At 60.0% G+C, this 12282-nt stretch carries 10 protein-coding genes; 5 read left to right on the top strand and 5 right to left on the bottom strand.

Annotated elements, in window-relative coordinates; all coding sequences use genetic code 11:
• Nucleotides 1–120 precede the first annotated feature (120 nt).
• Nucleotides 121–1473 carry a DUF2254 domain-containing protein gene (locus LEPTO7104_RS0120270; RefSeq protein ID WP_026072892.1) on the top strand — a complete coding sequence of 451 codons (1353 nt, stop codon included), beginning with the start codon at nucleotides 121–123 and terminating at the stop codon, nucleotides 1471–1473.
• Nucleotides 1474–1818: 345 nt separating this feature from the next.
• On the top strand, nucleotides 1819–2703 hold the full coding sequence (locus LEPTO7104_RS34695) for a hypothetical protein (protein WP_017300420.1): 885 nt from the start codon (nucleotides 1819–1821) through the stop codon (nucleotides 2701–2703).
• A 355-nt stretch (nucleotides 2704–3058) separates the two neighbouring features.
• On the opposite strand, the gene LEPTO7104_RS0120260 is transcribed toward LEPTO7104_RS34695, so the two are convergent.
• The 3 genes from LEPTO7104_RS0120260 to rplI all read right to left on the bottom strand — a co-directional run bounded on the left by LEPTO7104_RS0120260 (nucleotide 3059) and on the right by rplI (nucleotide 7388).
• Entirely contained in the window at nucleotides 3059–4258 is a 1200-nt protein-coding gene (locus LEPTO7104_RS0120260) for an FAD-dependent oxidoreductase (RefSeq protein ID WP_017300419.1), read from the bottom strand.
• A 506-nt stretch (nucleotides 4259–4764) separates the two neighbouring features.
• Entirely contained in the window at nucleotides 4765–6705 is a 1941-nt protein-coding gene (gene dnaG, locus LEPTO7104_RS0120255; protein ID WP_017300418.1) for a DNA primase, read from the bottom strand.
• A 224-nt stretch (nucleotides 6706–6929) separates the two neighbouring features.
• Entirely contained in the window at nucleotides 6930–7388 is a 459-nt protein-coding gene (gene rplI / locus LEPTO7104_RS0120250; protein WP_017300417.1) for a 50S ribosomal protein L9, read from the bottom strand.
• A gap of 88 nt (nucleotides 7389–7476) precedes the next feature.
• On the opposite strand from rplI, the gene LEPTO7104_RS0120245 reads away from it, so the two are divergent.
• Nucleotides 7477–7722 carry a lipopolysaccharide assembly protein LapA domain-containing protein gene (locus LEPTO7104_RS0120245; RefSeq protein ID WP_017300416.1) on the top strand — a complete coding sequence of 82 codons (246 nt, stop codon included), beginning with the start codon at nucleotides 7477–7479 and terminating at the stop codon, nucleotides 7720–7722.
• 79 nt (nucleotides 7723–7801) lie between these two features.
• Here the strand turns inward: LEPTO7104_RS0120245 and ctpC are convergent, their stop codons facing one another.
• Nucleotides 7802–9100 carry a carboxyl-terminal processing protease CtpC gene (gene ctpC / locus LEPTO7104_RS0120240; RefSeq protein ID WP_017300415.1) on the bottom strand — a complete coding sequence of 433 codons (1299 nt, stop codon included), beginning with the start codon at nucleotides 9098–9100 and terminating at the stop codon, nucleotides 7802–7804.
• A 302-nt stretch (nucleotides 9101–9402) separates the two neighbouring features.
• On the opposite strand from ctpC, the gene nblR reads away from it, so the two are divergent.
• Complete coding sequence (gene nblR, locus LEPTO7104_RS0120235) at nucleotides 9403–10098, top strand: response regulator transcription factor NblR (protein ID WP_017300414.1); 696 nt, start codon at nucleotides 9403–9405, stop codon at nucleotides 10096–10098.
• A 139-nt stretch (nucleotides 10099–10237) separates the two neighbouring features.
• A complete protein-coding gene (locus tag LEPTO7104_RS34685) occupies nucleotides 10238–10843 on the top strand; it encodes a DUF192 domain-containing protein (protein ID WP_155523713.1) in 606 nt (201 codons plus the stop codon).
• Between the two features lie 91 nt (nucleotides 10844–10934).
• Here LEPTO7104_RS34685 and LEPTO7104_RS0120225 read toward each other — a convergent pair whose 3' ends face one another.
• Entirely contained in the window at nucleotides 10935–12239 is a 1305-nt protein-coding gene (locus tag LEPTO7104_RS0120225) for an ATP-dependent DNA helicase (protein WP_017300411.1), read from the bottom strand.
• Nucleotides 12240–12282 lie beyond the last annotated feature (43 nt).

Raw genomic sequence — 12282 nt, 5'->3', positions numbered from 1 at the left:
TGGTTCAATACCGCCGCCGGGGATAGCCCCTGGCCGCGAGATGGCCCAAACCAGACCCGGATGGCCCCTGCCGGTCTTTTGGCCGCCGCAATTTTTGAAATCCCCAGCCCCGGTCACAGGATGAAAAGCATCAAGTTCAGCAAATTTTGGGAAAACCTGCGGTCCAATTACTGGTTTTTGCCAACTCTGATGGCGGTGGGGGCGATCGCGCTGGCCTTTGTGCTGCTGGCCCTGGACCGGGCCGACCCCACCGATATCCACGGCCTGGGCTGGATCTACCAGGGGGGAGCCGACGGGGCACGGGCCGTGCTGTCGGTGATCGCTGGCTCCATGGTCACCGTCACCGCGACGGCCTTTTCAATCACCATCGTTGCCTTGCAGCTGGCCTCATCCCACTTTGGGCCTCGGCTGCTGCGCAATTTCATGAATGATCAGGGCAATCAAATTGTGCTGGGCACCTTCATTGCCACCTTTATCTATTGCCTGCTGGTTTTGCGCACCATTCGGGGCGAAAACTACCAGCTCTTTGTACCCCATCTGTCGGTGACGGTGGGAGTCCTGCTGGCTATTTTCAGCATCGGGGTGCTGATTTACTTCATCAACCACGCCTCCACGATCATTCAGGTATCCCACGTCATTGCCGATGTTAGCCACGACCTGGAGCAGGTGACCGACCGCCTGTTTCCAGAAAATCTGGGCCACACCGTCGAAGATGACGAAGACGGGAGCGCAGACGATATCCCCACCGATTTTGAAGCGTCCGCCTGCGCTGTGCCCTCAAAATCAACGGGCTATCTCCAGGGCATTGAGGACGACTCGTTGATGCACCTGGCCTGTCAGGAAGATCTTTTGCTTCGGGTGCAGGCCTATCCGGGCGGGTTTATTTTGCAGGGTAGCCCTCTGGTGCTGGCCTATCCGGCCGATCAAGTGACCCCCGACATCGAGGCGCGCATCAATCAGGCCTTTGTGCTGGGCCGAGATCTGACCAAGCAGCAAAACGTAGCCTTTCCGATTCAGCAGCTGGTTGAAATTGCCCTGCGCGCCCTGTCTCCCGCCATCAACGACCCGTTCACGGCCGTTCGCTGCATTGACCGCTTGGCCGACGGCCTGGCTCGGCTCGTCGGCCGTGAGTTTCCGTCGCCCTACCGCTACGATCAAAACCATACCCTGCGCATCATTGCGGCCCCGGTTAAGTTTGAAACCTTGGCCGACAACGCCTTTAGCCAGATTCGCCAGTACGGCTGCGCCGATAGCGTGGTGGCCGGTCGGCTGCTGAGCGCGATCGCCGCCATTGCCCCCTTTGCCCGCCATCCCAAGCAGCGCTATATCTTGCAGCAGCACCTGGAAGCGATTTGGCACAGCAGTCAGCGGCAGCTCAACTACAAACAGGATCTGGAAGATGTCGAAAAGAAATATCGATCTGCCCTGGCCGCACTACAGCATCCCCAGGCCCCCCCAAAGCCCATTCATTAACTAGAAACGGCTGAATTGGAGCATGACTTTGGGTAGGATCCATTGGCCATTTGCCCCTATCAAAGGCGTTAATTGTTGGATTCATATCTGTTTTCAGCAATCGCCGCCGATCCCAGCGCCGCCGATATTTATATCCCCAGACAGAATTGTTAACCGCTATTCTGACAGACGCCCCCTGCCTTCAAAACAACTATAACGATTGTGAGTAAAAGCGACTGAACGCTCAACTGCCGCCAGAGGCGGTGGTTGAGCTTTATAAAATAGCTGCATTTTTAGCAGAGCTAAAGAAGCAATTTTTGCAGCAAATTTACAGCAACAGTCGCGTTAAATCTGGAGTTTACGACTATGATTCGGCTAACTAGAAAAACAGACGCCACTACCCAGAAACAGTCATTTGGTGTATCTCAGCGGTTCTTTCGAAGCACCGTTGCCTTCGGCCTGGTGGCGGGGTTAATGGGTGCTTGCGCCGACAATATGCCTCAAACTGAGACTTCCGACGGCTCCACCAATGTACAAACCGAAGAAATTACCAAGAACACCGAGGGCTACATCGGCCAAACGGTCACGATCCGGAGCGAACCTTTGGAAAAGGTGGGCGATAACTCATTCACCGTCAGCGACGAGCGATTCTTTAGCAACCAGCCAATTCTTGTGATCAACGCCTCGGGGGAACCGATGGTACTGCCCGAAGAAGACGATGTTGAAGTACAGGTAACCGGCGAAGTTCGCAATTTTGTCCTTGCCGATGTCGATCGCGAATTTAACCTCACGCTAGATCCCGCCGTCTATCAAGACTACGAGAACCAGCCTGCGATCATCGCTCAATCCATCGCCCTGGCGCCCGAACCAGGGGAAATTACCCAGGATCCCGAGCAGTACTACGGCAAGACCCTAGCCGTCACGGGGGAAGTAAAAGATATTCAGAGCAATGCCGCTTTCACCCTGGATGAAGACAAGCTCTTGGGCGCGAACGATCTGCTTGTAGTCTATGCTTCGCCGAAGACGGGCGCGCAGCCATCGACAACTGAGGCTCAGCTGCCCGCGGTTACCGATGGGGAGCAGGTCGCGGTCACCGGAGTGTTGCGCTCTTTTGTAGTCAGCGATTTTGAGCGCGACTACAATCTCACCTGGGATCTCGATGTGCAGCGTCAGCTAGAGGCGGAGTACAGCAACAAGCCTGTTCTGGTCGCTACCGACGTCTATCCCTCGGCCATTCCCGAAGCTGACTAGTCAGGAATTTGGGGGGCGATCGCCCGGTAGGTGGGCCAGTGGACAACGGCTGCGGGCCGTGCGGTGGCTCACTGATGGAGCGCTAAACGCCACCGATTTGGCACCCTTTCATCAGGGGCATCTCCAGTGGGCATCTCTTTTAGCAAGAGATGCTTTTTTTATGGCAAATCTGGCTGTATAGCCCTAGTCACGTTGGTTAGGACATCCAAAAAACCTAGGAACGCTCAAGCGTTTGAACGTTCCTAGGAGACATCTCTCAAGCAGACTGGCTACAGCTATATATTCCTTTTCTTCTCTGTGGAATTCTTCTCTGTGGGACGCCTGTTTGTGGGTGTTTTTGGCGTTCAGGCTGGCATCACACCTGTAGCTGCACGGCCGTAATTCCTTGGCGCAGCCGCTGCTGCTGCTGCGTCCACACTCGCTCAACCACAGGCCCCAGGATGGGCTTGGCCAGGCCAAGCCCCTGGCGCAGGGGAGCAAAGCGGCGCAGCAGTTCTCCCCGGCCAGCCTCATGGGCCTGAAGCCGCTGGGCCTGGATGATTTCGGGCTCACGCTCGGCCTGAATGCGGCTCAGGGCTTGATCAAGGGCTGCCGGAGCCACCCCGCTAGCGGAGGTCAGCAGCGGCACCAGGTGGTTGGCTGCGACGATGACATCGCGCAGGGCCAGGTTGATGCCCTGGGCGCGCACGGGCGACATGGGGTGGGCCGCATCCCCCAGCAGCAGCAGGCCGGGGCGGTGCCAGCGATCGCAGCGGCCAACCAGCACCGACAGCCGCATTGGCGCTGAAATGGCCTCTCCCACAGACCGAAAGTGATCGGCTAGCTCCGGCGGCACCAGGGCCGCGAAGGTGGTCGCCCAGTTTTTGTGTTCGGTGGGCTCCTCGGGGGCGATCGCCCAGGCCAAATGCATCTGACCCGCCTCTGCCCCATGAAACAGGCTAAAGACTCGACCGCCTTTGACCACGGTGCAAAACCGATTGTCGGTCTCGTAACCGCTCGGGGCAGGCAGCTTAAACCACAGCACGTCGATGCTTTTGGGCTGGGTTTCGAGGGTTAACGCCCCCCGCTGGCGAATTGCCGAGGCGCGGCCATCGGCCCCAATCACCAGGTCGGCCTCTAGGGTGCGCCCATCCGCCAGCATCACTCCCACAACCCGATCGTCGCGCCAGAGCAGATCTTTTGCCGCTGTGCCGCCCAGCCACTCGAAGCCTGGTTTTGCCTGGGCGGTCTGCACCAGAGCGGCCAGCAGGGGCGGTTGGGAAACCAGCGTGCAGGGGCGAGCGGCTCCCATGGGCTCGTCGGCCCGAAACAAGAGGCGATCGCTCAGCCAAAATTCCCAGGCGCTGAGGGGGCGGTGGGGGATGGTCTCTAGCAGCGAGTCGAGGCCCATCTGGTGCAGGGCATCGAGGCCGCTGGGCATCAGTCCCTCGCCGCGAAACTGGCGCTGAAAGTCGCGGGCGGCTTCGATCAGGGTGACGGGGATGCCGCGCTGGGCCAGCAGCAGGGCCAGGGTGGCCCCGGTGGGGCCAGCGCCAACGATAACGACTTTGGGCATGTTGAGGGGCTTTTGATAGGTTCTTTGATCAGAATAACGCTCGACTGTAGGGTGCATTCGCGGCCCCCAAATCCACGCAAAGCCTCACAAATTCTGCCTTTGGGCCGCAATGCACCATTCACTATATCGAGTGTCCTGCTTGACGCCAACTCGCGCAGTAGTGCACCAACCCCAAGACCAAAAAGCTTCATGGTTGGCGCAGGCGATCGCGGCGCACAACTTGGGGTAAAGCCAAAATCTGCTGCTGGGGCCATTTCGCTGGCCCCAGACCCCCATCGACAAGGACGTTCCGCCGTCCTTGACCTCACGGAAAGGAGCGATCGATCATCGGTTTAAACTCCTGTTCTGCACATTGGGCTGTTGAAGGTCATGGGTTCTATGGCTTTGTGCAAATTCCTGGGCTGTTTGAGAGCCTTTCATAGGTGTAAACAGTCGCCTGCCCTAGACCAAGTTCACGCCTCAATCCAGCAACGTCCAAAATCCAAAATCGCAAATCCAAAATCACCCTAGCGATCGAGCGAATCGTACTGTTCACCGACCCAGGGCATCGTCGCCAGGTCTTCAAAGCTGACCTGGCGGTCTTTCTCTAGCGCTTCAATGCGGCGCTTTTCGGCGTAGATCTGGCGCTGGTACTCGGCAAACTGGTCGGGGGCGCTGGTGCAGTCGGTCTTCTCCCACAGGGCGAGAAAATGGCGGTAGCGCTTTTCGCAGAGGTTTTTTTCCATGCAGGCGGCGGCGGCGCGAATCACCAGGGGGGCGCGGAGAATGTCGCGCTTGGTCTTTTCGCCCAGGTGCAGCAGGGCTTGCAGTGGCGTGGTGGCCAAGCCGGTGTCGGCCAGGTGGTTGCGCAGCAGGCTGACTAAATCCGCTGGCCCGGACTCCTGCCCTAGCAGCCGCTGCATCTGCCGCCACAGGGCGCGATGGTGGGAGTAGCTAAACTGCAAGTCGCGGTCTTCGAGTATCTGGCGAATTTCGTCGCGGTGGCCAGCGGCGTGGAGAAAGATCCGCAGCAGGGCCGCTTCGGCCTGCTCCAGGGAGCTGGCGCTGGGGGTGGCGGCGGGGGCCAATCGCTGGGGAGCGTCAGAGGAGGTGGTACGGCGCTGGCGGCGCACCTGGGTAACCAGGTTTTCGGCTAGCAGCGGCACCAGGCGGCTGTCGCCGTTGCTAAAGATTTCGGCGCAGTAGCGCACGTAGTGGGTGCGGGTGTCGGCGTTGGCAATCTCGCTCAGCAGCTTGACTACCGCCTGGCTGGTCTGCTGAAACTGGTCGGCCTGGCGCAGGTCTTTGCCGCTGATCAGGTTGTGAATCTGCCAGTCGATCCAGAGGGGGGCGGCCTCGATCAGGGCGCGGTAGTCGGCGGCGCTGTGGTGCTGCAAAAACTCGTCGGGGTCTTTGCCGTCGGGAATGTTCAGTACCCGCAGCTGCACGTCGCCCCGGTAGGCCATTTCTTCCACTTCGCCGATCGCCCGCTGGGCGGCCTTTACCCCGGCGGCATCGGCGTCAAAGTTGAGCAAAATCTGCTTCGATTCGGTGTAGCGCAGCAGCTGGCGCACCTGGGCCGCATTCAGGGCCGTACCCAGGGCGGCGACGGCATTCTCCAGCCCGGCGGCATGGAGGGCGATCACGTCGAAGTAGCCTTCGACCACGATGGCGCGGTCGTCTTTGGCGATCGCTGCCCGAGCCAAATCCAGCCCGTAGAGGGTCTTGCCCTTGTCGAACAGCTCGGTGTCGGGGGAATTGAGGTACTTGGGCTTTTCGTCCCCCAGGGCGCGGCCGCCAAAGCCAATCACCCGACTCTGGCCGTCGCGAATGGGAATCATCAGGCGATCGCGAAATCGATCGTAGTAGCCGTCGCCCTTTTGCCGGGGCACAATCAGCCCCGCCTGCTCGACCAGATCGACCGGGTAGTGCTTCTGCTCGACCAGATAGCCGTAGAGGGTCTGCCAGCCCCCCGGCGCAAACCCCAGCTGAAACTGCTGGATCGTGGCGTCGTCCAGGCCCCGCTGGTATAGATAGGCTAAAGCGGCGGCTCCGTCGATCTGCTGGAGGGCGTGCTCGTAGAACCGCGCCGTCACCGCCAAAATTTCGTAGAGCTGCTCCCGCAGGGTGAGCTGCCGCTGGAGTTCCTGGCGCTTGGCGGGCTCCAGCGTTGTCACCGGCACCTGGTAGCGCTGGGCCAAATCCAGCACCACATCGGCAAAGGAGCGCTTGTTCAGCTCCATCAAAAACTTAAAGGCGTTGCCCCCCGCCCCGCAGGAAAAGCAGTAGTAAAACTGCTTGCTGGGGCTGACGCTAAAGCTGGGCGATTTGTCCTCGTGGAAGGGGCAGAGGCCGACAAAATCTTTGCCCTGTTTTTTCAGCACCACGTGCTGGGAGACCACATCGACAATGTCGGCGCGATCGCGCACCGCTTCAATGGTGTCGGGGTGGAGGCGGGGGGTATCCATGGGGCTGGGGGCGCTAGGACTGAGGCCTGGGCGGAGGTGAGGCGCTAGATGTTGGGGATGGGTTGATTGTAGCGGATCGGGGGAGGTGGGGAGTGATGGGGTGGGGGGGGAGGTGGGGGGGTGGTTTAAAGCAAGAATCCTCTGAGGCGGAGGGCTCTAGGGCTAGAGCCTGCTTCAGAGGATTTTAACGGGATAACTGGCAGTAGACAGCGGCGGCGGGTCGTTTACTCAGCGATTACGCGCAGGTTGACCATGGCCGTCACTTCGGGGTGCAGCTTCACTTCGGCCTGATACTCGCCCAGCTTGTTGATGTCGGGCACGGTGATATCGCGGCGGTCTACCTCTTTGCTGGCCAGCGATTTGATCACGTCAGCCACATCGGCGGAGGTAACGGTACCAAAAATAGCCTCGTTCTCGCCCACGGGCTTTTGAATGGTGAACATACCGATGGTGTCCAGGGCGGTCTTGGTGGCCTCGGCCTCCTGCTTGATTTCTAGCAGCCGCTGCTTTTGCGCCTCGCGCCGACGCTCCACCTGCTTCAGCACACCGGGGGTGGTGCGCACTGCCTTCCCGTTGGGGATAAGATAATTACGTGCATAGCCAGGGGCCACCTCGACCAGGTCGCCGTTATAGCCCAGCTTGCGAATGTCTTCCGTGAGAACTACCTGTACCCGTTTTGCCATGATTTTTCTCGTATAGCCCAGTTGACTATACTACTCAAAGCAGTTGTGTCTTGGCAACCCTTGCCGTTTTCTCCGAGCTATCTGGTCCATGATTAGACTTGTCTTTGCCCTGGTGCCCGCGCTCTGGGTCGTTGCGATCGCCATCATTGCCGTGCAAAACGCCACCCCCGTCTCCTTTCGCCTGCTCACCCTGCAATCGATTGAGATTCCCTTTGGGGTGCTGCTGGCCTTCTGCGCTGCGGCCGGTATGCTGGCAGCGGCCCTGGTTCTGCTGGTGCTGGGAGGCAACCCACTGCGGCCCAGCCGCCGCCAAAAGCAGCGGTCTGAGCCGTAGCCCAGACCGCTCTATCAATGGTTGACTCAACGACTACCGGCTACTATCGGCTGGCCATGCCAGCCGACCAGGGACCAGACTAATTTCCCGGCGCTGCCGTGACGTTTCCCCCGGCGCGGGCTTCCTGAATTTCGGTGCTCAGCGCCTGCAACGCCGCCGCAAACTGAGGATCGGCCTCGGTGCCAATGGCCTCGCGGTTGGCCGCGAGCTGCTCCTGCTGCGCCTCGGTTAGCTCCACCTTAACGTCGGGATCGATGCCGTGCTTATTGATGTCGGTACCGCTGGGGGTGAGGTATTTGGCCACCGTAATCGCCACCCCAGAGCCGTCGCCCAGGCTGCGCACCGACTGCACCAGCCCCTTGCCAAAGGTGCGGGTCCCCACCAGCAGCGCCCGCTCGTTATCCTTTAGGGCGCCCGACAAAATTTCGCTGGCGCTGGCAGAACCGCCGTCAACCAGCACCACCAGAGGCTTATCGGTCAGGGCGTGACTGTTGGCCGACTCTTCGTCGACCACGCCCTCGCGGTTCACCGTAGAGACAATAATGCCGTTGTTAATCCACATGCGGGCGATGTCAATACTCGAGTACAGCAGCCCGCCGGGGTTAGAGCGCAGGTCGAGGATGTAGCCCGTCACCCCCTTCGTTTCGAGATCCTTGATGGCGTCGCCCATCTCAGCGGCCGCGTTGGCGCTGAACTGGGTGAGGCGGATGTAGCCCACCGGCCCCTCTGGCCCAGTCTGAACGTTGTAGCGCACGGGGTGAATTTCAATGCGGGCGCGGGTAATCGGCACCTCTAGCTGCTGCTCACCGCGACGAATGGTAAGCGTCACCGACGACCCCACCGGCCCCCGAATCAGGCTGACGGCGTCGTTTAGCTCCATGCCTTCGGTGGAGGTGCCGTCAATAGCCAAAATGATGTCCTGGGAGCGAATGCCGGCATCAAAGGCGGGGGTATCTTCGATGGGCGACACCACCACAATGTCCTTGGTCTCTTCATCCTGGGAAATTTGAATACCTACCCCGGTCAGCTCCCCGGAGGTATCAATTTGCATGCTGCGGAACTCGTCTGGATCCATGAAGCGAGTATAGGGATCATCCAGCTTCCCGAGCATTTCGCGGACGGCCCCGTAGGCCTCTTCCTGATTGGCGTAGTTGCGCCCCAGATACTCCGTCCGCACCGCATCCCAATCGACCTGATTGAAGGTGGCATCGACAAAGTTGCGGTCAATGAGCTGCCAAACTTGATCAATTAGTTCTTTGGGGCTTTCTTCAAAGAAAGCCTTGCTTTGGGACAGGTGAATCCCGGCACCGGTTACGGTTACCGCAGCCACAGCGACGGCGGTTGCACCCAGGATCAGTCCGCGCTTTGCAAGTGTCATGTGATGTAGGTTCTAGCAGCAAATTACGCCCAATCTAACACAGGAAATTGAGAAGCAAAGGGAAGATTTCGTGAGGGATTTTGCCGCTGTCACTAAAGGTAACAATCGACACCCAGGGCCTTTAAGCTAGGGAAAAACGAGCCTTTGAGGCCTTCCCCTCAGCCTTTCCATATCCGGCCCAGGCCAGGCATCGTGCCGGGTCAGATGCCGCGCTATAATCGCTTTACTTTGTCGACCTGCTCGGCAAGTCTAAACCTCTGCGAACCGTTGCACCAACTGCGCTAGGACGCTGAGCTAACTCCATGGGCACAAGCACTGCCGACAAAGGAACCTACGTTCTACTGATTGGTACCAATGAGGGCCAGATTCGCCAGATGGAGTTTGACCTGCACGAGTCTGGCTACCATGCGATCGTGGCCAGCGGGGCCAAGGCGGGTCTGGCCCTGGCCACCGAGAGCACCCCGGCCCTAGTGGTTGTCGATCGCCTGCTGGGGGGTGAGTCGGGGCTGGCGCTGTGCCAAACCCTGCGCAGCGAGGGCATTAAAGTGCCCATCATACTGCTGATGGCCAAGGACAGTTTAGAGGACCGAATTGCCTGCCTGGAGTGCGGGGCCGACGATTATTTTCTCAAGCCCTACCGGGCCGATGCCTTTTTAAAGGTGGTGCAGCTTTACCTGCAAACCACGCCGGGGGAAACCGAGAATCTGCGCTTTGGCGACCTGACGCTCGATTTGGAGAATCGCCACGCGCTGCGGGGCGATCGCCTGATTGAGTTGACCATGAAGGAGTTTGAGCTGCTCAAGTATTTAATGGAGCACCCCCGCGAGGTGCTGCCCCGCGAGCAAATTCTCGAAAATGTATGGGGCTACGATTTCGTTGGCGAGTCCAACGTGATTGAGGTGTACGTGCGCTACCTGCGCCTCAAGATCGATGGCGAAGACGACAAGCGGCTGATTCAGACGGTGCGGGGGGTGGGGTATGTGCTGCGGGAGAGTTAGGGGGAGATGGGGAGTGGGGGAGATGGGGGTTTGAAGCGTGATTGGCAGCGGGAAGCGAGATAGCGGCGGAGTGGGAGCGTGAGCCACTAGAATATAATCGCCCAGGATGGGCATCCACAGGTCATTTCTCCGGTTTTGTATGTCCTATTATTTGACTGGCTTGGCGCGATCGCCGCTGTATCCCTGGTTCAGGCGGAGCCTGGCCTGGAGCCTGGTGTTCAGCGCTCTGGTCTTGGGGGTTGGGTGTGCGCCAACGCAGCCTACGGCTACGCCGTTGCCCGCGACCGAGACCTCCGCGACCCAGAATGCTGAGTCAACGCCAACCGCCACCGAGACTCCCATGGCTGATCCCCGGGGCCAACAGCTCCTCGCCACTGCCATCACTACCCTGGGGGGCGAGGAGATCTTTCTTGAGGTAGCGGTTACTCCCCAGCAGCAGGCCCTGGGGCTGATGTACCGCAATGCCCTGCCCAACGATCGCGGCATGCTGTTTCCAATGGGTCGGCCTCGCCCGGTCAGCTTCTGGATGAAAAACGTGCCGGTGGCGCTGGATATGGTGTTTATCTACCAGGGCAAAATTCAGGCGATCGCGGCCAATGTGCCCCCCTGCGCCGCCGAACCCTGCCCCACCTACGGCCCTGGCGGTCAGCTGGTCGACCAGGTGATTGAGCTGCGGGCCGGGCGCGCCGCCGAGCTGGGTCTGGCACCGGGGGATGAGGTGGTGATCCGAGATCTGGGTCAGTAGGGTAGTTGAGTGGACAGGTGAGTGGGTGGATGGGTAGCTGTAGGGTGCATCCGCGCAGCGATGCACCGTCTACAGGGTGATTTTTAGGCAGTCACTGGTACAAAAACAGTCGCCTGGCGGCGCGGGTAAAGGCCACGTAGCAGAGCTGGTTGCGCTCGATTACGTTGCGGTTGGCGGCCATCGAGGGCACGTCCACAAACACATCCTGAAACGTCGAGCCCTGGCTTTTGTGGATGGTGAGGCTGTAGGCGTAGTCCACCGCGTGGAAGCGCTGCTGCAAGTCCCAAAACTCCATCCAGCGCTTGTCTTTGGCCAGAAAATCGAGCCTGGCCTTAAACTCCCCCTGCCCCGACTCGTGCAGCACCCGCAGGGTCTTGTAGTCGCCGGCTTCGGTTTCCACTTCCAGCAGCCACAGGGGCCATTCGCCCTCGCGCCCCCGCGCCAGGTGCAGCACCTCGCACTCGGCGGAGGTGGGCAGCACAATGGTATCTTCTTCCAGGCAGGGGGTAATGGCAATTAGCCGCTCGCCGGGCACAAACCGCAGGGCATTGGGGCCGTAGATGGCGGTGCGGATCAGCTGGTTGAGCTGGGCGACGCGGCGGTTGGTGTAGGCCAGCGCCCGCACCTGATCGGGGTTGGCCTGGTAGGCGGGGCTGGTGAAGGCGCGGATCAGCAGGTCGTGCCAGGCGGGGCGGGGCAGCACAAAGCAGCCTTCGGTCTTGCCTGGGTTGGTGTCGCTGGTGAAGCGGGGCAGCGAGGGACGCTCCAGGTTGCGGCGAATGTCTTCGGCTACGACGGCGATCGCGCCGCCGTAGCGCACCACCTCGGTGAGCTGCGATCGGTGAATAATCTGGCGAAAGCAGGCCGACTCGGGCTCGTTGACCGGCGGCAGCTGGGCCGGGTCGCCCACAAACAAAATTTGGGTGCCCCGGTACAGGTTCGACACGGCGTTGACCAGCAGTTCCCACAGCTCCTGGTTGATCATCGAGCATTCGTCTACGATCACCAGGCTGTAGCGATCGATCTGGCTGGCCTGCTGGCGATCGATGGCAAATACCTGCTTGCCGTTCTCTTCATCGATGACGGGGCGCAGGCCCAGCAGCTTGCAGCAGGTCATGGCGTCAATGTCGAGCCGCCAATGGCCTGCCATCGCCGCCAGCACCTTGGTGGCCTTATTGCTAAAGGCGCTGAGCACAATCGGGCGATCGTCGCCGCGATCGCGCAGCTTGCTGATAAACACTTGCAGCAGCGTCGTTTTGCCCGTGCCCGCGTAGCCGGTCAACAGATACAGCTTTTCGTCGCCCTGCACAAAGGCATCGAGCGCCTCCAGGGCCTCCTGCTGTTCTGTCGTGAGGGCCAGACCAGAGTCGATAGATTTGGGCCGAGGTGGAGCCATACAAGCGGAACAGATGTTCTACACCCAGATTAGCCTGATTCAC

Source organism: Nodosilinea nodulosa PCC 7104 (genome assembly GCF_000309385.1).
In the GTDB taxonomy this organism is placed as follows: Bacteria; Cyanobacteriota; Cyanobacteriia; order Phormidesmidales; family Phormidesmidaceae; genus Nodosilinea; species Nodosilinea nodulosa.
The sequence above is the reverse complement of the archived record's forward strand: the minus strand, read 5'-3'. Positions and strand labels throughout refer to the sequence as shown.